The 25,063-nt window shown below is 59.8% G+C and carries 20 protein-coding genes and 2 tRNA genes; 14 read left to right on the top strand and 8 right to left on the bottom strand.

All coding sequences use genetic code 11. From position 1 onward, the window contains the following. Positions 1 to 53 precede the first annotated feature (53 nt). Complete coding sequence (locus tag ACTIE1_RS04470) at positions 54 to 953, bottom strand: LysR family transcriptional regulator (protein WP_439562187.1); 900 nt, start codon at positions 951 to 953, stop codon at positions 54 to 56. A 103-nt stretch (positions 954 to 1,056) separates the two neighbouring features. Here ACTIE1_RS04470 and ACTIE1_RS04475 point away from each other — a divergent pair, with 103 nt between their 5' ends. The 5 genes from ACTIE1_RS04475 (at position 1,057) to ACTIE1_RS04495 (ending at position 6,444) form a co-directional block, all read left to right on the top strand. Then, positions 1,057 to 2,280: an acyl-CoA dehydrogenase gene (locus tag ACTIE1_RS04475; protein ID WP_439562188.1), complete on the top strand. Its 1,224-nt coding sequence runs from the start codon at positions 1,057 to 1,059 to the stop codon at positions 2,278 to 2,280. Positions 2,281 to 2,399: 119 nt separating this feature from the next. After that, positions 2,400 to 3,083 carry a GntR family transcriptional regulator gene (locus ACTIE1_RS04480; RefSeq protein ID WP_439562189.1) on the top strand — a complete coding sequence of 228 codons (684 nt, stop codon included), beginning with the start codon at positions 2,400 to 2,402 and terminating at the stop codon, positions 3,081 to 3,083. A gap of 83 nt (positions 3,084 to 3,166) precedes the next feature. Then, a complete protein-coding gene (locus ACTIE1_RS04485; protein ID WP_439562190.1) occupies positions 3,167 to 4,561 on the top strand; it encodes an aspartate aminotransferase family protein in 1,395 nt (464 codons plus the stop codon). Between the two features lie 134 nt (positions 4,562 to 4,695). Further along, positions 4,696 to 5,091 (top strand): thiol-disulfide oxidoreductase DCC family protein, encoded by a 396-nt coding sequence (locus tag ACTIE1_RS04490; RefSeq protein ID WP_439562376.1) that lies wholly within the window; start codon positions 4,696 to 4,698, stop codon positions 5,089 to 5,091. A gap of 15 nt (positions 5,092 to 5,106) precedes the next feature. After that, positions 5,107 to 6,444 (top strand): ABC1 kinase family protein, encoded by a 1,338-nt coding sequence (locus ACTIE1_RS04495; protein ID WP_439562191.1) that lies wholly within the window; start codon positions 5,107 to 5,109, stop codon positions 6,442 to 6,444. Between the two features lie 92 nt (positions 6,445 to 6,536). Here the strand turns inward: ACTIE1_RS04495 and ACTIE1_RS04500 are convergent. Together ACTIE1_RS04500 and ACTIE1_RS04505 are read right to left on the bottom strand one after the other, a co-directional pair. Next, a tRNA-Leu gene (locus tag ACTIE1_RS04500) sits at positions 6,537 to 6,621 on the bottom strand. Between the two features lie 152 nt (positions 6,622 to 6,773). Beyond that, positions 6,774 to 7,445 (bottom strand): DUF3047 domain-containing protein, encoded by a 672-nt coding sequence (locus ACTIE1_RS04505; protein ID WP_439562192.1) that lies wholly within the window; start codon positions 7,443 to 7,445, stop codon positions 6,774 to 6,776. Between the two features lie 191 nt (positions 7,446 to 7,636). Here ACTIE1_RS04505 and ACTIE1_RS04510 point away from each other — a divergent pair, with 191 nt between their 5' ends. Both ACTIE1_RS04510 and ACTIE1_RS04515 read left to right on the top strand, forming a co-directional pair. After that, positions 7,637 to 8,350, top strand: coding sequence for an SDR family NAD(P)-dependent oxidoreductase (locus ACTIE1_RS04510; RefSeq protein WP_439562193.1), 714 nt, complete (start codon positions 7,637 to 7,639; stop codon positions 8,348 to 8,350). Continuing rightward, positions 8,350 to 9,090: an SDR family NAD(P)-dependent oxidoreductase gene (locus ACTIE1_RS04515; protein WP_439562377.1), complete on the top strand. Its 741-nt coding sequence runs from the start codon at positions 8,350 to 8,352 to the stop codon at positions 9,088 to 9,090. Before ACTIE1_RS04510 ends, ACTIE1_RS04515 begins: the two co-directional genes overlap by 1 nt. 331 nt (positions 9,091 to 9,421) lie before the next feature. On the opposite strand, the gene gltB is transcribed toward ACTIE1_RS04515, so the two are convergent. Both gltB and ACTIE1_RS04525 read right to left on the bottom strand, forming a co-directional pair. Continuing rightward, positions 9,422 to 13,960 carry a glutamate synthase large subunit gene (gltB, locus tag ACTIE1_RS04520; protein WP_439563284.1) on the bottom strand — a complete coding sequence of 1,513 codons (4,539 nt, stop codon included), beginning with the start codon at positions 13,958 to 13,960 and terminating at the stop codon, positions 9,422 to 9,424. A gap of 26 nt (positions 13,961 to 13,986) precedes the next feature. Next, complete coding sequence (locus ACTIE1_RS04525; RefSeq protein ID WP_439562195.1) at positions 13,987 to 15,429, bottom strand: NAD(P)-dependent oxidoreductase; 1,443 nt, start codon at positions 15,427 to 15,429, stop codon at positions 13,987 to 13,989. 208 nt (positions 15,430 to 15,637) lie between these two features. Between ACTIE1_RS04525 and ACTIE1_RS04530 the strand changes: the two genes are divergently transcribed. Then, a complete protein-coding gene (locus ACTIE1_RS04530) occupies positions 15,638 to 16,441 on the top strand; it encodes an undecaprenyl-diphosphate phosphatase (protein WP_439562196.1) in 804 nt (267 codons plus the stop codon). Between the two features lie 26 nt (positions 16,442 to 16,467). Here ACTIE1_RS04530 and ubiG read toward each other — a convergent pair whose 3' ends face one another. Continuing rightward, positions 16,468 to 17,232, bottom strand: a complete 765-nt coding sequence (gene ubiG / locus ACTIE1_RS04535) for a bifunctional 2-polyprenyl-6-hydroxyphenol methylase/3-demethylubiquinol 3-O-methyltransferase UbiG (protein ID WP_439562197.1) — start codon at positions 17,230 to 17,232, stop codon at positions 16,468 to 16,470. A gap of 67 nt (positions 17,233 to 17,299) precedes the next feature. On the opposite strand from ubiG, the gene pip reads away from it, so the two are divergent. The 6 genes from pip (at position 17,300) to ACTIE1_RS04565 (ending at position 24,584) form a co-directional block, all read left to right on the top strand. Beyond that, positions 17,300 to 18,292 carry a prolyl aminopeptidase gene (gene pip, locus ACTIE1_RS04540; RefSeq protein WP_439562198.1) on the top strand — a complete coding sequence of 331 codons (993 nt, stop codon included), beginning with the start codon at positions 17,300 to 17,302 and terminating at the stop codon, positions 18,290 to 18,292. A gap of 121 nt (positions 18,293 to 18,413) precedes the next feature. Continuing rightward, positions 18,414 to 19,013, top strand: coding sequence for a ribosome maturation factor RimP (gene rimP / locus ACTIE1_RS04545; protein WP_439562199.1), 600 nt, complete (start codon positions 18,414 to 18,416; stop codon positions 19,011 to 19,013). Between the two features lie 3 nt (positions 19,014 to 19,016). Next, positions 19,017 to 20,639: a transcription termination factor NusA gene (nusA, locus tag ACTIE1_RS04550; protein ID WP_439562200.1), complete on the top strand. Its 1,623-nt coding sequence runs from the start codon at positions 19,017 to 19,019 to the stop codon at positions 20,637 to 20,639. A gap of 17 nt (positions 20,640 to 20,656) precedes the next feature. After that, on the top strand, positions 20,657 to 21,289 hold the full coding sequence (locus tag ACTIE1_RS04555) for an RNA-binding protein (RefSeq protein WP_439562201.1): 633 nt from the start codon (positions 20,657 to 20,659) through the stop codon (positions 21,287 to 21,289). Further along, positions 21,286 to 23,793 (top strand): translation initiation factor IF-2, encoded by a 2,508-nt coding sequence (infB, locus tag ACTIE1_RS04560; protein WP_439562202.1) that lies wholly within the window; start codon positions 21,286 to 21,288, stop codon positions 23,791 to 23,793. Before ACTIE1_RS04555 ends, infB begins: the two co-directional genes overlap by 4 nt. A 287-nt stretch (positions 23,794 to 24,080) precedes the next feature. Next, positions 24,081 to 24,584 (top strand): flavin reductase family protein, encoded by a 504-nt coding sequence (locus ACTIE1_RS04565; protein WP_439562378.1) that lies wholly within the window; start codon positions 24,081 to 24,083, stop codon positions 24,582 to 24,584. 164 nt (positions 24,585 to 24,748) lie between these two features. Here the strand turns inward: ACTIE1_RS04565 and ykgO are convergent, their stop codons facing one another. Further along, positions 24,749 to 24,874: a type B 50S ribosomal protein L36 gene (gene ykgO, locus ACTIE1_RS04570; protein WP_071479794.1), complete on the bottom strand. Its 126-nt coding sequence runs from the start codon at positions 24,872 to 24,874 to the stop codon at positions 24,749 to 24,751. A gap of 64 nt (positions 24,875 to 24,938) precedes the next feature. Next, positions 24,939 to 25,013 (bottom strand) — tRNA-Val (locus tag ACTIE1_RS04575). Positions 25,014 to 25,063: the final 50 nt, after the last annotated feature.

A 25,063-nucleotide genomic window follows, 5' to 3' on the forward strand; every position in this document is an offset into this window, starting at 1 on the left:
GTCAAGCGGGGCGCAACCGTCAACGCGCCATGCCCCGCCCATCTGCCAGCAGATTATGCGAAAACGCCGTCATCGCGTGTAATCTCGGTCATCAGCCAGTCGCGAAACGCGCGCACCGCGGCACCTTCTGGCGCGTGTTCCGGTGTCATCAGCCAATATCCCGAGCCGTTCCCCCATTCCGGCCCAAGCGCGGCCAGTTCACCTGCGGCCAGTTCGCCATGATACAGAAAGGGCGGCAGCAACGCCACACCAAGCCCCGCTACGCAGGCCTGCGCCAGTGTGGCCAGATGTTCAAACACCATATCCGGCGCAGGTGCGGGCGGCAGCCCCTGCGCCGCCATCCAGCCGTCCCATTCTGCGGGACGCGTTGCCAGCGCAAGCCGTGGCAGGCGCGCAATCTGCGCCGATGTTGTCGCTGTACCAGCCAGCAATGTCGGGGCCGCCATGGGCTGCACGCGGTCTTCAAACAACTGCAAGGCCTGCGCCTGCGGCCAGTCGGGCTGGCCCGCGTGAACGGCAGCATCCACCCCTTCGGACAGAAGATCAAACTGTCCGATACGTGTGGTGAAGTGCAGTGTAATTTCAGGATGCCTGCGCAGGAAACGCGGGATGCGCGGGATCAGCCAGCGCGTGCCAAAAGTGGGCAGGATTGCCAGCGTCAGACGCCCCTTGTCCTGCGCGCCCTGCAAGGCCAGCGCGGCCTGTTGCAACTGCTGCAAGGCAGATTGCGCAGCCGTCGCATAGACGCGCCCTTGCGCGGTGGGCGTCACGGACCGTTTGCCACGCACCAACAGCACCTGCCCCAGCTGCGATTCCAGCGCGGCAACCTGACGCGACACCGCAGATTGCGTCAGCGCCAGTTCCTGCGCCGCTGCCGTAAAACTGCCCAATCGCACAACCGCATCAAAAGCCTGCAAGGATTGTGTTGACGGAAGGAAACGCCGGGCGATCATCTAGCATTCCATTTTAGAATAAGCCTATGCGACATAATCCATTTATATATGTCTACTTATAATTTATTAAATGCACAAATGGAATGCAGTTAGGACATACACAATGCCACTGGACAAACCTGCCTTGAAGGCAAAAGACGCCCCCGATTTGGGAAAGTTCACTTGGGAAGATGCGCTTCGGCTGGAAAGCCAACTGTCCGAGGATGAGCGCATGTTACGGGATGCCGCGCATGGGTTCGCACAATCCACGCTACAGCCGCGCGTCATTGATGCCTATCGCGAGGAACGCGCGGACCCCGACCTGTTTCGCCTGATGGGCGATGCGGGCCTGTTGGGCGCCACCCTGCCCGAAGCCTATGGCGGGCTTGGCGCTTCCTATGTCACCTACGGCCTGATCGCGCGTGAGATCGAGCGCGTGGATTCCGGCTACAGGTCAATGATGTCGGTGCAGTCGTCGCTGGTGATCTATCCGATCTATGCCTACGGCTCGGAAGAACAGCGACAAAAATACCTGCCCGGCCTGTGTTCGGGACAGTTGATCGGGTGTTTCGGCCTGACCGAGCCTGACGCAGGATCCGACCCCGCAGGCATGAAAACCCGCGCCGAGAAAACCGCCAACGGCTACCGCCTGACCGGAACCAAGACCTGGATTTCCAACAGCCCCTTTGCAGATGTGTTCGTTGTCTGGGCCAAATCCGACGCACATGGCGGGCGCATTCGCGGCTTTGTGCTGGAAAAAGGTATGAAGGGGCTAAGCGCGCCCAAGATTGGCGGCAAACTGAGTCTGCGCGCGTCCACCACCGGTGAAATCGTCATGGACGGTGTAGATGTGCCCGAGGATGCCCTGCTGCCCAATGTCGAAGGGCTGAAAGGGCCGTTTGGCTGTTTGAACCGTGCACGCTATGGCATTGCATGGGGCGTCATGGGGGCCGCCGAGTTTTGCTGGCACGCTGCGCGTCAATACGGGCTGGACCGCAAGCAATTCGACAAACCGCTGGCGCAGACGCAACTTTTCCAGAAGAAACTGGCCGATATGCAAACCGAAATCACCCTTGGCCTGCAAGCGGCGCTTCAGGTCGGGCGGTTGATGGATGACGCACAGGCCGCGCCAGAGATGATTTCACTGATCAAGCGCAACAATTGCGGCAAGGCGCTGGACATCGCACGCATGGCCCGCGACATGCATGGCGGCAATGGCATATCCGAGGAATATCAGGTCATCCGGCATATGGTGAATCTGGAAACCGTGAACACCTATGAAGGAACACATGACGTGCATGCACTGATTCTGGGACGGGCACAAACCGGACTGCAGGCGTTTTTCTAGGCGGCAGGGCAGATCACTGTGTTTCGAACGCCGGGCGCCTGCCCGGCGTTTTTTTGAGTATTTCTGGCAAGATGAAGTATAGCGTAGGATGATTGCCTGCGTATGTGAAAGACGACCCCATGACAGAACGCCTGCCCGCCCATCAGATTGCCTATATCGCCCTTCGGGATATGGTGTTGTTCGGTGAACTGGCCCCCGGCGATGCGGTCACGATCGAGGGGCTTGTCGCCCGCCTTGGGCTTGGCATGACCCCCATACGCGAAGCGATCCGCCGCCTTATTGCGGAAGGCGCATTGCAAATGCAGGGCAACCGGCGCGTCTGCGTGCCCCGGCTGACCGACACCGCGCTGGCAGATCTGGGATATGCGCGCGAAGCGGTTGAAACGCGACTGGCAGAACAGGCGGCCAGCGCACTCGATGCCGCAACAATCGTGAAATTGCGTGCGATTGATGCACGGCTGGATCATGCGATTTCAACAGGGGATATTCCTGCCTATCTGCGTATGAATCACGAATTCCATTTCGCGCTGTATTCCGGAGCAGGCTCGGATGTGCTGCTGGCGCTGGCCGCGTCCTTGTGGTTGCGCTTCGGCCCGTCGCTGCGCGTGGTCTGCCAGGTTCCCGACAGCAAAGGCGCGCGCGGTGCAGATGGTGCAATGCTGCACATGCCCGACCACCACAAACGCGCCATTGCCGCGCTGGAAACCGCAGACATACCCGCACTGAAAGCGGCCATACGCGATGATATTGCCCAAGGGGTCGCCAATATTCGCGCAGGGCTGCGGGCAGGGTTGTTAGGGTAGCTGCGCAGAATTTGATCAAATTGCCTTGACGGCACCCGCAACCCGCGTATCCTTGTGCCAAACCCCTATTCCGGAGCAGGCACATGACATTGCGCAACACCCCGCCAACGGCTGAATTGCAGGCGCTGGATGCCGCCCATCACATGCATCCGTTCACCGCCAACACCGCCCTTGGCCAGAAGGGCGCGCGGGTCATCACCCGCGCCGAAGGCGTGCGGCTGACCGACAGCGACGGCGTGGAACTGATTGACGGCATGGCCGGGTTGTGGTGCGTCAATATAGGCTATGGTCGCCATGAACTGGCCGATGCCGCAGCCCGCCAGATGCGTGAACTGCCGTATTATAACACGTTTTTCCAGACCACCCATGTCCCTGCCCTGCAACTGGCCGCGAAACTTGCGGAACTGGCACCAGGCGATCTGAATCATGTGTTCTTTGCAGGGTCGGGGTCAGAAGCCAATGACACGAATATCCGCATGGTGCGCCAGTACTGGGCGTTGAAGGGCCAGGGCGCGCGTCGCACCATTATTGCGCGGCGCAACGGGTATCACGGCTCCACCATGGGGGGGGGCAGTCTTGGGGGTATGGCGGCCATGCATGCGCAGGGTGGCCTGCCAATTCCGGATATTGTGCATATCGACCAGCCCTATTGGTATGGCGAAGGTGGCGATATGACACCCCATGATTTCGGCCTTGCCCGCGCGCGCCAGCTGGAAGAAAAAATCCTTGAACTGGGCGTGGAAAATGTTGCGGCCTTTATTGCCGAACCTGTGCAGGGTGCGGGCGGGGTCATTATTCCGCCCGAAAGCTACTGGCCGGAAATCAGCCGGATCGTGGAAAAATACGGCATTTTGCTGATCGCGGATGAAGTGATCACAGGCTTTGGCCGAACGGGGCACTGGTTCGGGTCGCAAAGCTACGGCATTCAGCCCCATATCATGACCATCGCCAAGGGCCTAAGTTCGGGCTACCAGCCGATTGGCGGCTCTATCGTGTGTGACGAGGTGGCGCAGACTATCGGGCAGGATGAGTTCAACCACGGATATACCTATTCCGGCCATCCGGTGGCTGCTGCCGTCGCGCTGGAGAATCTGCGCATCCTGCAGGAAGAAGCGATCATTGAGCGTGTGCGCACCCAAACAGCCCCCCATCTGGCCCAAGCATGGGGCAGTCTGGCCGATCATCCGCTCGTGGGCGAAGCGGTGTCGCGCGGGATGATGGCCAGCCTTGCGCTGACACCGGACAAAGCCAGCCGCGCGCGCTTCGCATCCGAGGCTGGCACTGTGGGCTATATCTGCCGCGAATATTCCTTTGGCAATAATCTGGTCATGCGCCATGTGGGGGATCGCATGATCATTGCGCCGCCGCTTGTCATCACGCCCGCAGATATTGACGAACTTGTGCTGCGCGCACGCAAAACACTGGACCAGACGCTGGAGCATTTGCACCGCGAAGGGCTGTTACACGCGGCAGCCTGATCAGAACCCGGACATGAAAGGCGGCCACACAAGCAGGGGCTGCAGGATTGGCGATGTCACTGGCGCGCGGATGAAAACAGCCTGCGTGGTTCATGGCGTATGGACTTCGGGCAATCCAATCCTACCATCGCAGTATGGAGAAAAGCACGAAAACCGCCGTCCTTTATAATGCAAGCTGCCCTGTGTGTAATTTCGAGATACAGCATTACGCACAATATGCGGATGAGAACGGCTTGCCGATCCGGTTTGACGACCTGAACGCAGAGATAGGCCACGAATGGGGGCTGGACGCGGACATGGCTGCGCGGCGGCTGTATGTCCTGCAGGATGGCAAGCTTGCATCAGGCATACCGGCGTTCTTGCTGCTATGGGCACAGATGCCGAAATACCGGTGGCTTGCCAAGATCGTAGGTCTGCCCGTCATCAGACAGATCGCGTCAGCCATATATGATTTCATTCTGGCCCCGCTTATCTATCACTGGCACCTGCGCCGCTTGCGCAAGCAAAACGCGCATAGGAGCCATCATTAACGGAGCACCCCGCCTGTGCCGGAAAACAAGAATGATGATACCGGCACGGCAGTACCCACGGGCCGCATCGGGCGGTTGTTGCGCTTCGGGGGGATGGCATCAGGGATTGCGGGCAGCGTAGCGGCAGGGGGGCTTCGTGCATTGGCCAGCGGCCAGAAGCCGGATCTTGCGCAAACCTTGCTGACACCGGCCAATACTGCGCGACTGACGGACGGACTGTCGGACCTGCGCGGCGCGGCCCTGAAACTGGGGCAAATGCTGTCAATGGATATGGGTCTGGTTCTGCCCCCCGAACTGACGGAAATTCTGGCGCGCATGCGCAAGGATGCCCGCCACATGCCACCCAAGCAGTTGCAATCTGTTCTGAATACCGAATGGGGACCGGGCTGGTATGGACGGTTCGCGCGGTTTGATCTGCGCCCCTTTGCTGCCGCGTCCATCGGGCAGGTGCACCGTGCGCGAACGCGTGACGGTCAGGATCTGGCGATCAAGGTTCAGTATCCGGGCATACGCGCCAGCATCGACAGCGATGTAGACAATATCGCCACACTGCTGCGCTTGCCGGGGGTGCTGCCGCGCAGGCTGGACCTGTCCCCCCTGCTGACCGAGGCGAAACGCCAGTTGCACACCGAAGCAGATTATGACGCCGAGGCGCAAAATCTGGCGATGTTCGGCAGGGTATTGCACGGATCGGATACCTTTGCCCTTCCGTCCCTGCACCCTGCCCTGTGCACAAGACAGGTTCTTGCAATGACCTATCTGGACAGTGTGCCCCTGGACAGTCTGGTCAATGCCCCACAGGCGCTGCGTGACCATATCGCCAAAGCGCTGATCGACCTTGTTCTGCGCGAAATTTTCGAGTTTGGCGCAATGCAGACAGACCCGAATCTGGCCAATTACCGGTATGACCCCGAAACAGGACGGATTGTATTGCTGGATTTCGGTGCGGTGCAATCCATCGCGCCCGACCTTGTTGCGGATTTTCGCACACTCGCGCAAGCGGCCCTTGATGGCGGCACGGACGCCACCCGCGATGCAATGTTGCGCATGGGGTATTTCAGCACAGAAACGGCGCGTCACCATCAGGATTTGCTGCTGCGCATGTTCATGGTCGCAATGGGACCAGTGCGCCAGCACAGCCCGTTCGATTTTGGCACAAGCGATGTTCTGGAACAGTTGCGCGACATGGGCCTTGCCATCGGCACTGACAGGGAACTGGCCCATGTCCCCCCGCCTGCCACGCTGTTTGTGCATCGCAAGATTGGCGGGATGTACATGATGGCGGCAAAACTTCGGGCGCGCATATCCTTGCGCCCGATGGTCGAGGGCGCAATCGGGCAGGCCCGCAGCTGAGATCGATGGAATACGATTCGAGAGATTGCGCGCCCATGGCCAAAGCGCCGTTCAGGCCGCAACCCGGTTCTGCAAGGAACCCTTTGAAAACCTGGTGCGGGTGGAGGGACTTGAACCCCCACGCCTTGCGGCGCCAGAACCTAAATCTGGTGCGTCTGCCAATTTCGCCACACCCGCGTTGCGCGCTCTCTATCAAAAGCAAAAAGCGGATGCGAGCATTATTTCACCCTTTGAACATAACTTCGTAACTTCGTAACTTCGTCTAAATGCCCCAAGCGACTGGCCCCCGGACAGGGGGCGTCTGGCTGGTGCAGGCTGCTATCCCCCCGTCAGTTCAATGTGAAATCACTGACATGCGCCACCACGCGGGTTGGTGTGTTTTCGCTGTTGGAGGACACAGCAACCGCCACCAGTTGTTCCAGCGGCTGGTTGAAAACGCGGGGAAAGTCACGTGCCAGATCGACATTTTCAGAAAACCGGCCTGTCTCGGGCCTGCGCGTGATCAGGTTGCGCAGCCTGTCGGGCGCATGCGGGCTGGGCACGACTGTGCCCGGGGCCTGATTGCCGCCCCATGTATACATCAACACATTCACTGCACGGTTGCGCAACAACCGCGAAATGCTGGTTCCTTCGCGCACGCGCGCGGCCTGATCAGCAGGCATACTGACAAAAAACACCCCAAGATTGCGGTCATCATTGCCGATCTGCGACAGATCGGACGGTGGCGCCGATGCCTCGACCTGCCAGGTCCAGCGCGCTGTTGTCCGGCCGCGCAAATTGTCCGGCAGGATACGGTACAGAATTGATGATGCCCCGTCTGATATGACACTCAGGCGGTTCGGGCTTAGTTCGAACCGGTTCGGGCTAAGCCGTCTGAACGTCAGATGATCCCAGGATGCATCGAATGGCACCGGCGCGGCCTGCAGGGGGGATGATTGTGTGCCAACAAGCGCAACACCCGCTGTTGCGCCGGTAAGGAAAAGTCTGCGGGACAGGGTCATGAGTTCCTCCTTATTGGGCCTGTTGATCATAGTTACGCAAAACACAGGGCAGAAGTGTCGCCACCGCGCTCACATTATTGCGATCATCTTGGGGTATGTCGGATATGATGCGCATAAGCACCCTTTCCTTTCGGCCTTGGTGCGTTAGGGTTCCCCCCAGACAACCGCGGGCAGGACAAGGGCAGCATGTCTTGAAAACGAAACTGATATTCGTGACCGGCGGCGCGTCTGGTCTGGGTCTGGAACTGGTGCGCGCGGCCTGCAGGCGCGGACACCGCGTGTTGTGCACAGGCCGCAGGGGCGCACAGGATCTGCCCGCCGATTTCCCCGATATTCCCTATCTTTCCTGCGACCTGTCATCCGGGGACGGGGCAAGCACTGTCGCGGACTGGGCGATCCGGCATTCCGGCGGGCAGATCGATTGCGCACTGCTGAATGCCGCTGACGGATATTTCCGCCCGATAACACTGGAAACGCCTGATGCGATCACGCGGGTTCTGTCCGTGAATCTGGAAGCCAACATGATCCTTTCGCACAGGCTGTATCCCGCACTTGGCGGCGGGCATTTGGCGCTGATCGGTTCGGTGGCGCATAAGGGGGCTGCGGGAATGCCGGTTTATGCCGCCAGCAAGGCCGCGCTGGACGGGTTTGGTCGCGCACTGGCGGAAGAATGGCGCGGACGCATCTGCGTGCGGGTATTGCACCCCGGCCCCACGGCGACAGGCATGGCTGAACGTGCAGGGCGCAAGCCCGATGCGGCCGACAAACTGTTTCTGGCCCCGCGCCCGATGGCGCATGCTGTGCTGGATGCAGCCCTTGCCGGCAAGGGGCGTGACCGTCAGGTTATTTCCTATGGCCGCGTGCTGTTCAGTCCCGCGCGGTGGTTGCGCAGGGGGGCGGCGTGATGGCGCGCGTCCTGATTACAGGCGGCAGTAGCGGCCTTGGGCAGGCCCTTGTCGCGCAATGCCGCGCGCAGGATCAAACATCTGTCTGCGTGCTGGATGTCGCGCCGCCTGCTGACGGGGCGGCCGATTGGGTTACACATGACATGGGCACGCCTGATAATGACAAATGGCATGCGCTTTGTGACACATTGGTCGCAAAAGGACCGTTTGATCTGGTCGTTCTGAACGCCGGAATCAACGCCACCGGCCGGTATGAACAGGTGCCGGTTGACGCGCATCTGGCAGTTGCGCGTGTCAATCTGCGCGGACCAATGCGGCTTGTGCACATGCTGTTGCAGAACAACCTTCTGGCAGCTGGCGGGCGGGTGGTTTTCATATCATCGCTATCGGTGTTCACCGGCTATCCGGGGGCGGCGAGCTATGCTGCCAGCAAGGACGGGCTGGCCTGCCTTGCGCGGTCGCTGCGCAAACCCTTGCGCAAAGCTGGAAATATCCATGTGCAACTGGTCTGCCCCGGCCCGATGGACACCCCACATGCCACGCGCCATGCCCCCAAGGGCGCGCGCGCCGACAGGCGCATGGACCCCGCAAAAGTGGCGCGCATGATCCTTGCGCAACGTGACAGGCGTTTCTTGCTGGTGCCGGGCGGGGGCACGCGCATCGCGGCCGCGCTCGGGCGGGCGTTTCCGCAGACCACGACACGCATTATGGGCAAGGTCCTGTTCCGCAAGCTGACCTGATCACGCGGCGCAGCACAGGCAGGTTGGCTGTATGTGGCCTTTTGCTGCCGCTGATCCCATGGACAAAGCCCGCGCCATCGGTGGGCCGGGGTCTGCTGATCCGGCATTCAAGAAATGCACTTTATGCAGGCTGCATACTCCCAGGACCATAGGCTTGGCGTGTCAGCCGAATAACCGGCAGGCCGCGGGACGGCCCGCCGATGGCGCGGCGGCCTGCGGCCTTGGCTCCGCGCCTTGGAAAGTTCCGTAACGTCCGTTTCAGGCCATCTGCCAAAGCATAGCGGCGCAAGGTCCCCCCTGCGCCGCCAGATATTAACCTGTCAAGGCGGGCTTATTCCGCCGGAACCGCGTCCGCTTCATAGCTCAGCGGTTGGGGCAGATGCACCAGCATTTCCTTGGGGCAAATCTGCAAGAAATGCGCCTTCTCGCGGTCCCAGTTGCGCAGGATTTCAAGTGCGCGCTGCGATTCCGTTTCCTTGGCATGCATCTCAATCAAGCCTTTCAGCTGATCTTCCCAATGATCCACCGTCACTGGACAGGTCACCAGCGATTCCATGTTGATCAACTCTGGCGCCACGCCGTCGGGGTCATAGAGATAGGCCATGCCGCCGGTCATACCAGCGCCAAAATTCGCACCGATACTGCCAAGGATAACCGCCACACCGCCGGTCATATACTCGCACCCGTTCGAGCCGCAGCCCTCGATCACGACCTTCGCACCGGAGTTTCGCACGGCGAAACGTTCGCCCGCACGACCTGCCGCAAACAAATGGCCATCGGTTGCGCCATACAGCACGGTGTTCCCGATGATCGTGTTGTCATGCGCAATCAAGGGCGATGACATGCGCGGGCGCACGACGACCATACCGCCCGAAAGGCCCTTGCCGACATAGTCATTGGCATCGCCGAAAACTTCGATTTTCAGGCCCGGCGCAGCGAACGCCCCCAGCGACTGGCCCGCGCTGCCCGCCAGTTTGACAGTCAGGTGGTCCGGTTGCAGGTTGTTGCGCATGCCAAACCGCTTGACGATATGACTGGATGCACGCGTTCCGACCGTGCGGTGGGTGTTTTCCACCGCATAGGACAGTTGCATCTTCTCACCATCCTCAAAGAAGCGCGCGGCATCGCGGATGATCTCGGCATCCAGCGTGTCGGGCACAGCGTTGCGCGGCTTGTCACGATCATAGCGGATGTGTTCGGACCCGTCGACGGTCAGCAACAGCGGGTTCAGGTCCAGATCATCCAGATGCGCCGCGCCACGGCTGACCTGCGCCAGCAGATCGGCACGGCCAATCACCTCATCCATGGACCGCGCGCCGATGCTGGCCAGAATTTCACGCACTTCCTGCGCATAGAAGGTGATCAGGTTCACCACCTTGTCGGCATTGCCGGTGAATTTCGCGCGCAGGCGTTCATCTTGCGTGCAAACCCCCACAGGGCAGGTGTTGGACTGGCACTGGCGCACCATGATGCAGCCCATGGCAATCAGTGCCGCTGTGCCAATGCCGTATTCTTCGGCCCCCATCATGGCGGCCATGACAATATCACGCCCTGTGCGCAGCCCGCCATCCGTGCGCAATGTCACCCGCTCGCGCAGCTTGTTCATGGCAAGCACCTGATGTGCCTCGGTCAGGCCCATTTCCCATGGCAGGCCCGCGTATTTGATGGATGTGGCAGGGCTGGCCCCCGTGCCGCCATTATGGCCGGAAATCAGGATGACATCGGCCTTGGCCTTGGCCACACCGGCCGCGATTGTGCCCACACCTGAGGATGCCACCAGTTTCACAGTCACCTTCACACGCGGATTGATCTGCTTCAGGTCATATATCAGCTGCGCCAGATCCTCGATCGAGTAAATGTCATGGTGGGGGGGCGGCGAAATCAGCGTCACACCGGGGGTGGAGTGGCGCAGACGGGCAATCAGCTTGGTCACTTTCATGCCCGGAAGCTGGCCACCTTCGCCCGGTTTGGCCCCCTGCGCGACCTTGATTTCCAGTTCTTCACAGGCATTCAGGTATTCGGCGGTCACACCAAACCGGCCCGATGCCACCTGCTTGATCTTGGCGCAGGGGTTGTCACCATTGGGCAGCGGGTGTGCGTGGGCGGGGTCTTCGCCCCCCTCGCCGCTGTCGGATTTCGCGCCAATGCGGTTCATGGCAATGTTCAGCGTCATATGCGCTTCGGGGCTAAGCGCGCCCAGCGACATGCCCGGTGTGACAAACCGTTTGCGGATCGCTGTAATGCTCTCCACTTCCTCGATGGGAATGGCCTTGCCCAGCGGTTTGATGTCCAGCAAGTCCCGCAGGTGGATGGGCGGGTTGGCCTGCATGGCAGTGCTGTATTGCTTCCACAGCGCATAGCTGGACTGGTTGCAGGCCTGCTGCAACAGGTGCATCGTCTGCGCTTCCCACGCGTGCTTTTCGCCCGAACGCCGCGCCTTGTAGAACCCGCCAATGGGCAGCACATCCTGCCCGCCGCGCCAGCCCTTGGCGTGCACTTCTTCCAGTTTCATCTGGATGCCATGCAAGCCGATGCCGGAAATGCGGCTGTGCATGCCGGGGAAATATTCCGCACACAGCGCGCGCGACAGGCCGACAGCTTCGAAATTCAGGCCGCCGCGATAGGATGAAATCACTGAAATGCCCATCTTGGACATGATTTTCAGCAAACCCGCGTCAATCGCGGCACGGTAACGGCGCATCGCATCGACAAGCGACCCCTCCACCAGCCCGCGGTCAATGCGGTCGGCAATGGTTTCCTGCGCCAGATAGGCGTTGACGGTGGTTGCCCCGCAGCCGATCAGTACCGCGAAATAATGCGGGTCAATGCATTCAGCGGCACGCAGATTCAACGAACAGAAGGTGCGCAGACCCTTGCGCGTCAGCCAGCCATGCACGGCACTTGTTGCCAGAATCATGGGCATTGCCACCTTCTCCGGCCCCTGATGCTCATCTGTCAGCACCAGATGGCCTGCGCCGGAACGCACGGCATCTTCTGCCTCGGCGCGGATACGGGCCAGCCCGTCGCGCAGCGCGTCTTCATTGGCGTCCACGGGGAAGGTGCAGTCGATAAACGCGACCTGATCGCCGAATTCGCGCACCATTTCGTCGAATTCGCCATTGGCCACAAAGGGGCTTTCCAGAACCAGAATTTCGGTCTGGCTGCTGTCTTCGTCCAGCACGTTGCGCAGGTTGCCAAAGCGGGTTTTCAGCGACATGACGCGGAATTCGCGCAAACTGTCGATGGCCGGGTTGGTCACCTGCGAAAAGTTCTGGCGGAAATAATGCGACAGCGGGCGGTAGATCTGTGACAGCACCGCAGAGGGCGTATCGTCGCCCATGGACGCAATCATTTCCTTGCCATCTTCGGCCATGGGGGCCAGAACCTGCTCCACCTCCTCGATGCTGTAGCCCGCCGCGACCTGACGCTTGCGCAGTTCTGCCGCATCCAGTTTACGGGTTTCCGGCACGTCGCGCAGTTTGTCATTCAGATCGACAATCTTGTCGTTCCAGTCGCCAAAGGGTTGCGCGCCTGCCAGTTTGTTCTTGATTTCGGTATCGTGATACAGGCGGCCTTCGACCATATCGACGGCAATCATCTGGCCCGGCCCCAGCGCGCCCTTCTCGCGTACGGCCAGTTCATCGACGACAACCATGCCAGCTTCCGACCCCGCAATCAGCAACCCGTCGCCTGTCACGACATAGCGCATGGGGCGCAGCCCGTTGCGGTCCAGACCCGCGCAAACCCAGCGCCCGTCCGTCATGGCAAGGGCTGCGGGGCCGTCCCATGGTTCCATCACGGAGTTGCAATAGGAATACATGTCGCGCCACGGTTTCGGCATTTCCACAGCCTGCTTGGACCATGCTTCGGGCACCAGCATGGTTTTGGCCATGGGCGCGCTGCGACCTGCCCGCACCAACACTTCAAACACGGAATCCAGCGCAGCCGAATCCGATGCGCCAGATGCCACAATCGGCTTGATATCTTCGGCCATTTCGCCAAATGCCGATGACGCCATGCGGATTTCGTGGCTTTTCAGCCAGTTCAGGTTGCCTTTCAGCGTGTTAATCTCGCCGTTATGGGCCAACATGCGGAAAGGCTGCGCCAACCACCATTGCGGGAAAGTGTTGGTCGAATAGCGCTGATGATAGATGGCAAAGGCCGACTCAAAGCGGTCATCCTTCAGGTCGGGATAGAATTCCGCGACCTGTTCAGCCAGCATCATACCCTTGTAGATGATCGACCGGCACGACAGCGAACAGATATAGAAACCCGCGATACCGGCAGCGCTGATCGCTTTTTCGATGCGGCGGCGGATGACATATAATTCGCGCTCGAATGTTTCTTCATCCGTGCCCTTGGAATTGCGTATCAGGATCTGCTCAATCTCGGGGCGGGTTGCGTTGGCCTTGTCCCCCAGCACGCTGACGGTTACCGGCACATGGCGCCAGCCGTAAATTGCGTAGCCCATGCGCAGAACTTCGGTTTCGACAATCGTGCGTGACCGTTCCTGCGCCGCAAAATCCGTGCGCGGCAGGAACACCTGCCCCACAGCGACCAACTGGTCGGTCATGGGTTCATGGCCGGTGCGGCGGATCTTGTCATAGAAGAAATTGACGGGGATCTGGACATGAATGCCCGCGCCGTCACCTGTCTTGCCATCCGCATCAACCGCGCCACGGTGCCAGATGGCCTTCAGCGCATCAATGCCATGCTCAACCACCTTGCGCGATGGTTTGCCGTCCAGCGACACCACAAGCCCCACCCCGCAGGATGAATGTTCATCTTCTGGCTTGTACAGGCCATGCTCAGCGACAAAGGCACGGCGGGCTTCTTCACGGGCGGCCCATGCGTCATCATATTGCGTCATGTCAGGTTCCTTTGATCGGAATGCGATTATTCGGCAGCAACCTGTGCGGGTGCCGAAAGATAAGTCAGAATGGCTTGCGCAGCTTCACGCCCGTCGCGGATGGCCCAGACCACAAGGCTGGCCCCGCGCACGATATCGCCCACGGCCCAGACACCGGGCATGTCGGTTTCATGGGTGTTGAACTTGGCGCGGATGGTGCCCCAGCGGGTCACGGGCAAATCAGGCACACCCCAAAGTGTGGGCAGATCTTCGGCCTCAAAGCCCAGCGCCATGATCGCCATGTCTGCGGCCTCGGTATAATCCGCGCCTTCAATCACTTCGGGGGAACGGCGGCCGCTTGCATCGGGCTGGCCCAGACGCATTTTCTGGACGCGAACGCCTGTCACGCTGCCATCATCACCAGTGACAAAACCGGCAGGTGCGGCAAGCCAGACAAATTCGACACCTTCTTCTTCTGCATTCTGGGTTTCACGGCGCGAGCCGGGCATGTTTTCACGGTCACGGCGATACAGGCATTTAACCGACGTTGCGCCTTGCCGGATGGCGGTGCGCACACAATCCATGGCCGTATCACCGCCCCCGATGACGACAACGCGCTTTCCACGCGCATCCAGCGCGCCCGAATCGAACTCTGCAACCTCATCGCCGAAACTCTTGCGGTTGGAGGCGGTCAGATAATCCAGCGCCTTCAGCACACCTGTCGCAGACGCATTCGGGGTGTTCAGGTCGCGCGCCTTGTAGACGCCTGTGGCAATCAATACGGCATCATGCTTGCCACGAATGGCATCGAAGCTGATGTCTTCGCCGACATTGCAATTCAGCACGAATTCAACGCCGCCCTGTTCCAGCTGCTCGATCCGCTGCATCACAACGGGCTTTTCCAGCTTGAAGCCGGGAATGCCATAGGTCATCAGCCCGCCCGCGCGGTCATAGCGGTCATAAACCGTGACCTGCACACCTGCACGGCGCAGCACATCCGCGGCGGCCAGACCGCCTGGACCGGCGCCGATAATGCCCACGGATTCAGCGCGCTCGGTGCTGGCGACAACAGGCTTGACCCAGCCTTCCTGCCACGCCAGATCCGTCAGGTATTTTTCGACCGACCCGATGGTCACGGTGCCATGACCGGATTGTTCGATCACGCAATTGCCTTCGCACAGCCGGTCTTGCGGACAAATGCGCCCGCAGATCTCGGGGAAGGTGTTGGTGGCCTGCGACACTTCATAGGCTTCCTGCAACCGCCCCTGGGCCGTCAGCATCAGCCAGTCGGGAATGTTGTTGTGCAGCGGGCAGTGACTTTGGCAATAAGGCACCCCACACTGGCTGCAACGCCCTGCTTGCTCTGCGGCCTTTTCCGCCGCAAACTCGCGGTAGATTTCACCGAAATCTTCAGTGCGTGCATCGGCTGCCCGCTTTGGGGGCGTTTCGCGTTCGACGGTCACAAAACGGAGCATTTGCTGCTTGGCCATGGCTGATCCTCCAGAATTCAGAATTTGTGTCTTATCCAAGGTCCGGAGCAAAGAAAAGTCAGCAAGGCTGACCTAAATCGATTATTTTTTATCGATCTGATAAAATCTTTCCGTTTAATTGCGAAATTTAGGTAACTTGTGCTGACATACTTATCTGTTTGCCTTCATCATCCAGTCAAGTAGTTTGCCAAAAAACCGCGGGGACAGCATGACATTCTTTCACCTTTTCTTGCTTGCGATCATTCAGGGCATCACCGAGTTCCTGCCGGTGTCGTCGTCAGGGCACCTGATTCTACTGCCCGCGCTGACGTCGCTGGATGACCAAGGGCTGGTGATCGATGTTGCGGTTCATGTCGGGACGCTGTTTGCAGTTTGCTGGTATTTCCGTGCCGATGTCGGGCTTGCCGTACGCGGGGTGCCGCATCTGATGCGCGGCAACCTGAACGACCGTGGCGGTTTTCTGGCGTTCTGTCTGGCGGTCGCGACTGTTCCGGTTGTTATTGCCGGACTGATTTTCAAGATTTTCGGTATCATGGATATGCTGCGCAGTGTTGCCGTAATCGGCTGGATGATGATCATTTTCGGGATTGTCCTGTATCTGACCGACAAGATGGGCAAACAAACGCGTGTCGCGCAGGAATGGACCATGAAGCACGCCCTTATCATGGGACTATGGCAGGCAGTCGCGCTGATCCCCGGTACTTCGCGCTCGGGGATTGTCATTTCCGGGGCGCGGGCACTTGGGTATTCGCGCCATGATGCCGCAAAACTGTCCATGCTGATGTCCATCCCCACAATCATCGCATCCGGAACGCTGATGGGGCTGGACGTGGTGCGCGTGGCAGATTGGCAGGCGGCAAAAGACGGTGCCATTGCCGCCGTTATTTCGTTTTTCGCAGCTTGGGCGGCATTGGTGTTCATGATGAAACTGCTTCGTTCAGTCAGCTTCACGCCCTATGTCATCTATCGCCTGATCCTGGGCGTCATCCTGCTGGCGATTGCCTACAGCTAACCCCGCCTGTCGGACTGGGCGCGGCATCACGCCCCGCCCTGTCCCGTTTCCGACCCTGCCTTGATGGATGTGGTGACGTAATTCACCGACAGGTCACGATCGGAGATCGACCAGTCCCAGCGCAGCTTGTCAAAGACAAAGCCCTTGCGATCCACAGGATCAAGGCCGGACCGGCGCAGCAGATCATATAGTTCGTCAGGCGTGATGAATTTCGACCATTCATGCGTTCCCTTGGGCAGCCAGCGCATGACATATTCGGCACCGATGATGGCCATGACATAGCTTTTGGCGTTCCGGTTCAGGGTCGAGCATACCATCAGCCCCCCCGGTTTCAGCAGGTTCTGGCAGGCGGTCAGATAGGCGCGCGGGTCGGCAACATGTTCGACCACTTCCATATTCAGGACAACATCGAACTGCTCGCCCGCGTCAACCAGCGCCTCGGCTGTGGTGTGACGGTAATCGATTGTCAGGCCCTGCTGTTCGGCGTGGATCTGCGCCACGGGAATGTTCCGCGCCGCCGCGTCCGCCCCCACAACATGCGCACCAAGCCGCGCCATCGGTTCGGACAGCAACCCCCCGCCGCAGCCGATATCCAGCAAGCGCAGCCCCGCGAACGGCGCCTGCGCGGTCATATCGCGCCCGAATTCTGCGGCGATCTGGCGGGTAATGTAATCCAGCCTGCACGGGTTCAGCATGTGCAGCGGCTTGAACTTGCCATGCGGGTCCCACCATTCAGCGGCCATGGCTTCGAATTTGGCGACCTCGGCGGGGTCAATCGTTGATGTGGTCATGCGCACTCCGGTTTTTTTCATCTATCGCATATGGCAGGCAGGCGATTACAGGTATATAGTCCGAATTATGGATAAGTCTGCCGGACATGACACCGCAGTTTCGGGTCTATACCCGATACCAGAACCATTCGACCAGCGCATGCTTGATGTCGGGCATGGGCATCAGGTCTATGTTGAACAATGCGGCCATGCCGACGGCATTCCCGTCGTTGTTCTGCATGGCGGGCCGGGGGGCGGATGCAGCCCAGCCATGCGGCGCTTTTTCGATCCGAAAACTTATCGCGCCGTTTTGTTCGATCAGCGCGGCTGCGGGCGTTCAAAACCGGCGGCCAGCATCGAACACAACACGACCCGCCACCTGATCGCCGACATAGAACAGATTCGCCAGACACTGGGGATCAAGCGATGGGTGGTGTTTGGCGGCAGTTGGGGCGCGACACTGGCACTGGCCTATGCACAGGCGCATCCCGAAAGTGTGGCCTATCTGGTGCTGCGTGGCGTCTTCACCGGCACACAGGCAGAACTGGACTGGTTTTACGGCGGGGGTGCCGGACGCTTCTTCCCCGAGTTATGGGCGCAATTCACGCGCCTTATTCCAGCGGATGAACAGCATGACCTGATTGACGCCTATGCCAAGCGCCTGTTCAGTGGCGACCGCCAGCTGGAGGACCGGTTCGCGCGCGCATGGACAAGGTGGGAAAACGCGCTGGCGTCCATCGAAACGCGCGGCTTAGGCAGTGCGGATGCGCCCAGCACCTATGCACGGGCCTTTGCCCGACTTGAAAACCATTATTTCCGCAATGGCTGCTTTCTGGGCGAAGATCGCGCGCTTATGAACGGGCTGGACCAAATGCGCCACATCCCCGGCACGATTGTTCAGGGCCGCTATGACATGATCTGCCCGCCCAACACTGCATGGGACCTGCACGCGGCATGGGGCATGTCGCGGCTGGAAATGGTGCCAGTGGCGGGGCATGCGCTGTCCGAACCCGGGATCAGTGCGGAACTGCTGCGCGTTATGAACCACCTGCGCCACGACACACACAGGCTGGACCTTTAGCGCTTGCGTTTCGATCCGCACCCACCTATATGAATGCCAACAGCGGCGCCTGTGAAGGCCCACCGGAAAAACCAACGGGCCGCATGGCCCGTTTTTTTATTTTGCCCCTTGGGAGGGCTGCATGAGCGACCTGATCGCCAAAACCACACTGGACCAGCGCGTAGCTGCCATCGTCGCCCCCGTTATCGAAGGCTTGGGGTTTGAACTGGTGCGCCTGCGCGTGATGTCAGGCAAGACCCGCACGCTGCAAATCATGGCCGACCGCCCCGATGGCGGCATCGAGGTTGAGGATTGCGCGCGCATTTCAACCGCCGTTTCTGCCATTCTGGACGTCGAAGATCCGCTGGATGACGCATACACGCTGGAAGTGTCCAGCCCCGGCATTGACCGCCCCCTGACCCGCCTTAAGGATTTCGACGCCTGGAACGGGTATGAGGCGCGTCTGGAAACCACCGAACTTATTGACGGCCGCCGCCGCTTCAAAGGCATTCTTGCCGGTGTCGAGGGCGAGGAAGTCCTGATCGAGATCGAAGAAAACGACGAGGCCGTGACCATCGGGCTGCAATTCGACTGGCTGTCGGATGCAAAACTTGTACTGACCGATGAATTGATTGCCGAAATGCTGCGCACCCGCAAGGACAGCGGCGCCATTGACGAAAGCAAGTTTGACCAGATCGAAACGGACGCGCCCGACACTGGTGCGGACCAAGAGGAGCACTGAGACATGGCGATCACCTCTGCCAACCAGCTTGAACTTCTGCAAACCGCTGATGCGGTCGCCCGCGAAAAGATGATCGACCCCGAACTGGTCGTTCAGGCGATGGAAGACAGCCTCGCACGGGCGGCCAAATCCCGCTACGGCGCGGATATGGACATTCGTGTGCATATCGACCGCAAGACCGGCGTTGCCACATTCAGCCGTGTGCGCACAGTCGTTGCCGATGAAGAACTGGAAAACCACCACGCGCAGTTGACCGTTGCACAGGCCGCGCCCTATCTGGACGACCCGAAGATCGGCGATGAAATCAGCGATCAGGTGCCGCCAGTCGAACTGGGCCGTATTGCCGCGCAATCCGCCAAGCAGGTGATCTTGCAGAAGGTCCGCGAAGCAGAACGCGACCGCCAGTATGAAGAATTCAAGGATCGCGCAGGCACAATTCTGAATGGTGTGGTGAAACGCGAAGAATACGGCAACCTTGTCATCGACATCGGCCGTGGCGAAGCGGTCCTGCGCCGGAATGAAAAAATCGGCCGCGAAAGCTATCGCAATGGCGACCGCATCCGCTGCTACGTCAAGGATGTTCGGCGCGAAGCGCGCGGACCACAGATTTTCCTGTCACGCACAGCGCCGGAATTCATGGCCGAACTGTTCAAGATGGAAGTGCCCGAAATCTATGACGGCATCATTGAAATCAAGGCCGTGGCCCGTGATCCCGGATCGCGCGCGAAAATTGGTGTCATCAGCCATGATTCGGGCATTGACCCCGTGGGCGCCTGTGTCGGTATGCGCGGCAGCCGTGTTCAAGCAGTTGTGAACGAACTTCAGGGCGAGAAGATCGACATCATTCCGTGGACGGAAGATCAGGCGACATTCCTTGTCAACGCCTTGCAACCTGCCGAAGTCAGCAAGGTTGTTATCGATGATGACGCAGGCAAGATCGAAGTTGTCGTGCCTGACGAACAATTGTCGCTGGCAATTGGCCGTCGCGGACAAAACGTGCGCCTTGCCAGCCAGTTGACCGGCCTTGACATCGATATTGTCACTGAATCCGACGACTCGGCGCGCCGTCAGGCAGAATTTGCAGAACGCACGCGCCTGTTCATGGAAGAACTGGATATCGATGAAATGATGGCCCAGCTTCTGGTCGCCGAGGAATTCAGCTCTCTCGAAGAGGTGGGTTATGTCGATCTGGACGAATTGCTGGCCATCGACGGGTTCGATGAGGACACGGCCCAGGAATTGCAGACCCGCGCACGCGAGAAGCTGGAAGCCATCGCCACGGCTGCGCTGGAAAATGCCCGCGCCCTTGGCGTCGACGACAGCCTGATCGCATTCGAGGGTCTGACCCCGCAAATGGTCGAAGCGCTGGCAAAAGACGGGATCAAGACACTGGAAGATTTCGCAACCTGCGCAGATTGGGAACTTGCAGGCGGCTGGACCACAGTGGACGGCAACCGTGTCAAGGACGAAGGTTTGCTGGAAGCCTTTGACATGAGCCTGGAAGAAGCGCAGCATCTTGTCATGACCGCGCGCGTCACGCTGGGTTGGGTGGATCCGTCCGAACTGGAACCGGACGCAGATGACGCGGCAGACACAGACGACGACTCTGCGGAAGAAGATAACTAAGCAGGGGCAGTGCAGGCATGGCCCGCGGCGGTAAAAAGACGGAACAGGATGGCCCGGAGCGGCGTTGTATCGCAACGGGTCAGTCCCAGCCTGCAAACGGGTTGATCCGCTTTGTTGTCGGGCCTGACAACCAGATCGTTCCCGATCTTGCAGGCAAACTACCGGGACGCGGTATCTGGGTCAGTGCGGATCGTGATGCGCTGGCAAAAGCCGAGGCAAAAAAACTGTTTTCGCGTGCTGCGAAACAACAGGTCGGGGTGCCGGACGGGTTGGCCGACCTGATAGAACGCCTGCTGACGAAGCGGGTTCTGGAATTGCTGTCACTGGCGCGCAAAGGCGGGTTGGCGATTGCGGGCTATGAAAAATGCCGCGATCTGGCATTGAAGGATCAGATGTTTGTTCTGATCCAGGCAAGTGACGGATCACCGCGCGGCAAGACGAAATTGCGCCCCCCTGACGGGGACGACAGTTACATAGGTTGCCTGAATGCACAGGAATTGGGTTTTGCATTTGGGCGGGAACATGTGATACATGCCGCGCTTCGCTCTGGTGGACTGAGCAAAGCTGTTGTACAGGAAGCGGCAAGATTGGCCGGACTGCGCCAGATAATCGGTGGAACGACCACCGGAGAGGACAAGACGAACGCATGAGCGATACTGACGGAAAAAAACCACTCGGACTTGGCGGCAAAGGCGGCCAGGTGAAGCAGAGCTTCAGCCATGGACGCACAAAATCTGTGGTGGTCGAGAAGAAGCGCAAGCGTGTTGTGGTCCCGAAGCCAGGGGCAGCAGGAAGCACTCCAACTTCCGGCAGCGCGACGCCGCGCCCCGATCCGGCCAGACGCCCCGCCGGCATTTCCGACGCCGAGATGGAGCGCCGCCTGAAAGCCCTGGCCGCAGCGAAATCACGCGAAGCCGAGGACGCGGCCGCACGCGCGGCCGAGGAGCAGGCCCGCGAAGAAGAACGCCAGCGCCGCCGTGATGAAGCGGAAGCCCGCGAACGCGAGGAACGCGAACGCGAGGAAGCCCTGCGCGCGAAGGCAGAAGAAGACGCGCGCGCCGCCGCCGAGGCAGAGGTCCGCAAGGAACGCAAAGCCGCCGAGGCAGCGGAAGCAGCCAAACCGGCCGCGCCAGCCGCGCCCGACGCACCGCTGTCCGAACGTGCACGCCCCGCCGCAGTCGATGCCCGCAAGGCGCCCAAACGCCCCGATGATGACCGTCAGGCGCGTGCAGCCAAGCCCCGCGATGACGCAGGCCGCCGTTCCGGCAAGCTGACGCTGAAAGATGCGCTGTCTGGTGAAGGCGGGCGCCAGCGGTCGATGGCCGCGATGAAGCGCAAGCAGGAACGCGCCCGCCAGAAGGCAATGGGGCAATCCCAAAGCCGCGAGAAAGTCGTGCGCGAAGTGCAACTGCCTGAAACCATCGTGGTTCAGGAACTTGCCAACCGTATGGCCGAACGCGTCGCCGATGTCGTCAAGTCGCTGATGAAAATGGGCGTCATGGCAACCATGAACCAGTCGATTGATGCCGATACCGCAGAATTGCTGGTCGAGGAATTCGGCCACAAGGTTGTTCGCGTGTCCGATTCGGACGTGGAGCAGGTCATCGATCAGGTGCAGGACGCGCCGGAACTGCTGAAACCGCGCCCCCCGATCATCACGATCATGGGCCATGTCGACCACGGCAAAACCAGCCTACTGGATGCCTTGCGCAAGACCAATGTTGTCTCTGGCGAGGCGGGCGGCATCACGCAGCATATCGGGGCCTATCAGGTCACAACCGAATCGGGTGCCGTGCTCAGCTTTCTGGACACGCCCGGCCACGCAGCCTTTACCAGCATGCGGGCACGCGGCGCGAATGTAACCGATATTGTGGTTCTGGTTGTCGCCGCCGATGATTCGGTGATGCCGCAAACGGTAGAGGCGATTAACCACGCCAAAGCGGCCAAGGTGCCGATGATCGTTGCCATCAACAAATGCGACCGCCCCGCTGCGGACCCGAACAAGGTGCGCACCGGCTTGTTGCAACATGAAGTGGTGGTCGAGGCGATGTCCGGTGATGTTCAGGATGTCGAAGTCTCGGCGCTGACCGGCATGGGACTTGATGCCCTGCTTGAAGCGATTGCGCTGCAAGCGGAAATCCTTGAACTGAAGGCCAATCCGGACCGCTCGGCCATGGGTGCCGTGATCGAGGCACAGCTGGATGTAGGCCGCGGCCCTGTGGCCACCGTTCTGGTGCAGAACGGCACGTTGCGTCAGGGGGATATCTTCGTCGTGGGCGAACAATGGGGCAAGGTGCGCGCATTGGTCAACGATCAGGGCCAGCGCGTCAAGGAAGCCGGCCCCTCGGTTCCCGTGGAAGTGTTGGGCCTGAACGGCACGCCGGAAGCGGGCGATGTCTTGAACGTGGTCGAAACCGAAGCGCAAGCCCGCGAGATCGCCGATTACCGCCAGCAGGCAGCCAAAGACAAGCGCGCCGCGGCGGGTGCCGCGACCACGCTGGAACAGCTTATGGCCAAGGCCAAGGCCGACAAGGACATTTCGGAACTGCCCGTTCTGCTGAAAGCAGATGTTCAGGGCTCTGCCGAGGCGATTGTTCAGGCACTTGAGAAGATCGGCAACGACGAAGTGCGCGTGCGCGTGCTGCATTACGGTGTCGGCGCCATTACCGATACCGATGTCGGGCTTGCAGAAGCGTCTGGTGCGCCCATCATCGGGTTCAATGTCCGTGCCAATGCATCCGCACGACAGTCAGCGAACCAGAAAAGTGTGGAGTTGCGCTACTACTCGATCATTTATGATCTTGTGGATGACATCAAGGCCGCAGCGTCCGGCCTGCTGTCCGCAGAAGTGCGCGAGAACTTTATCGGCTATGCCGAAATCCGCGACGTGTTCAAAGTGTCCGGCGTCGGCAAGGTTGCGGGCTGTCTGGTCACCGAAGGCGTGGCGCGGCGGTCTGCAGGCGTCCGTTTGCTGCGTGACAACGTGGTTATCCATGAAGGAACGCTGAAAACGCTCAAGCGCTTCAAGGACGAGGTCAAGGAAGTCCAGTCCGGTCAGGAATGCGGTATGGCCTTTGAAAACTATGAGGATATCCGCGTAAAAGACGTGATCGAGATTTTTGAGCGCGAAGAAGTCGAACGCACGCTTAGCTGATCTGGCGATTCTTCTGCGCCCATTGGGTGACAATAATGCCGCAAGAGCCCCCACCGGCCTTGCGGCATTTTCAATTTGTCCGACAGCCTTGCCGCACGCGTGACAGGGTCTATCTTTCAGCAACGCTGCGCCGCGTCATGTGCAGCGTCCCGTATCCAACTTAACCGCGCTCATAACTGCCGGAGTATGCCGTGAATTTTTCCTTTGCCCCTGAACCTGTTGATGTCGGGTCACAAACTCGATACGCCCAAGATGCTTCGGATCAGGACAAAACAACGAACGAGGGCATCGTGCCGGACAAAGAATTCAAACCGGATGCAACGAATCTGCGGGCGTTTCGCGACGCGCTGGGGCGGTTTGCGACTGGCGTGACACTTGTGACCATTTCCGGTGACAATGGGCCGATGGGATTCGTTGCCAACAGTTTCGCAGGGCTGTCACTTGATCCGCCCCTGATTTTGTGGTCACCGGCGCGATCTTCAAGCAGGTTTCCCTATTTCGCCAGTGCAGCACATTTTTCTGTCCACATCCTGCGCGAAGACACAAAAGACTGGATCGCGCGGTTCGGCAGGCATGGCGCGGGATTTGACGGGTTGCAGCACCGCCTGACCCCCGAAGGAAGTCCCGTGCTGAACGCGGCGCTGGCGCGTTTTGACTGTGCCTTGCATGATACCCATGATGGCGGCGACCACCTGATCATCATAGGGCGCGTGCTGCGCTGCCACAGCGCGCAGGGCGTGCCATTGGTGTTCAGTCAGGGCAGCTATGGCAGTTTCCAACAACACCCTTGATGCGTTGATCCTGAACGCCTGCATATGTTCAGCCCCTGCAACACGGGGATGACCTGCCGCGCCCGCTGGAATTCATGACCTGAAGGGCGCCGCGCCCGCCCCCCAAAAGAAAACCGCCCCCCGAAGAACGGGGGGCGGTTTTTTTCTACACGCAGACTGAAAGCTCAGCCCTGACGTGCTTTGAATTTCTTCTGTGTCTTGTTGATAACATACACACGGCCCTTGCGGCGCACGATTTGACAATCGCGGTGGCGCTGCTTGAGCGACCGGAGCGAGTTTCTGACCTTCATCGGCCTTCTCCTTATCGCGGCGCGCTTGCGCCATTGCGGTTGTCCTGCAAGATGCAGGGGTTAATGGTGGGCACGACAAGGTTCGAACTTGTGACCCCTACGATGTCAACGTAGTGCTCTACCACTGAGCTACGCGCCCTGACTGGTGAATCACATGCGCCCCAAATAAAAGGGACGCGGGATGCATCC

This window comes from Roseinatronobacter sp., from assembly GCF_051859525.1.
Lineage (GTDB): Bacteria > Pseudomonadota > Alphaproteobacteria > Rhodobacterales > Rhodobacteraceae > Roseinatronobacter.

What these genes read in the sequence shown, in the direction of transcription:
- ACTIE1_RS04470 (WP_439562187.1), bottom strand. Translation starts at nt 953, where the DNA reads ATGATCGCCCGGCGTTTCCTTCCGTCAACACAATCCTTGCAGGCTTTT.
- ACTIE1_RS04475 (WP_439562188.1), top strand. Translation starts at nt 1,057, where the DNA reads ATGCCACTGGACAAACCTGCCTTGAAGGCAAAAGACGCCCCCGATTTG.
- ACTIE1_RS04480 (WP_439562189.1), top strand. Translation starts at nt 2,400, where the DNA reads ATGACAGAACGCCTGCCCGCCCATCAGATTGCCTATATCGCCCTTCGG.
- ACTIE1_RS04485 (WP_439562190.1), top strand. Translation starts at nt 3,167, where the DNA reads ATGACATTGCGCAACACCCCGCCAACGGCTGAATTGCAGGCGCTGGAT.
- ACTIE1_RS04490 (WP_439562376.1), top strand. Translation starts at nt 4,696, where the DNA reads ATGGAGAAAAGCACGAAAACCGCCGTCCTTTATAATGCAAGCTGCCCT.
- ACTIE1_RS04505 (WP_439562192.1), bottom strand. Translation starts at nt 7,445, where the DNA reads ATGACCCTGTCCCGCAGACTTTTCCTTACCGGCGCAACAGCGGGTGTT.
- ACTIE1_RS04515 (WP_439562377.1), top strand. Translation starts at nt 8,350, where the DNA reads ATGGCGCGCGTCCTGATTACAGGCGGCAGTAGCGGCCTTGGGCAGGCC.
- gltB (WP_439563284.1), bottom strand. Translation starts at nt 13,960, where the DNA reads ATGACGCAATATGATGACGCATGGGCCGCCCGTGAAGAAGCCCGCCGT.
- ACTIE1_RS04525 (WP_439562195.1), bottom strand. Translation starts at nt 15,429, where the DNA reads ATGGCCAAGCAGCAAATGCTCCGTTTTGTGACCGTCGAACGCGAAACG.
- ACTIE1_RS04530 (WP_439562196.1), top strand. Translation starts at nt 15,638, where the DNA reads ATGACATTCTTTCACCTTTTCTTGCTTGCGATCATTCAGGGCATCACC.
- ubiG (WP_439562197.1), bottom strand. Translation starts at nt 17,232, where the DNA reads ATGACCACATCAACGATTGACCCCGCCGAGGTCGCCAAATTCGAAGCC.
- pip (WP_439562198.1), top strand. Translation starts at nt 17,300, where the DNA reads ATGGATAAGTCTGCCGGACATGACACCGCAGTTTCGGGTCTATACCCG.
- rimP (WP_439562199.1), top strand. Translation starts at nt 18,414, where the DNA reads ATGAGCGACCTGATCGCCAAAACCACACTGGACCAGCGCGTAGCTGCC.
- nusA (WP_439562200.1), top strand. Translation starts at nt 19,017, where the DNA reads ATGGCGATCACCTCTGCCAACCAGCTTGAACTTCTGCAAACCGCTGAT.
- ACTIE1_RS04555 (WP_439562201.1), top strand. Translation starts at nt 20,657, where the DNA reads ATGGCCCGCGGCGGTAAAAAGACGGAACAGGATGGCCCGGAGCGGCGT.
- infB (WP_439562202.1), top strand. Translation starts at nt 21,286, where the DNA reads ATGAGCGATACTGACGGAAAAAAACCACTCGGACTTGGCGGCAAAGGC.
- ykgO (WP_071479794.1), bottom strand. Translation starts at nt 24,874, where the DNA reads ATGAAGGTCAGAAACTCGCTCCGGTCGCTCAAGCAGCGCCACCGCGAT.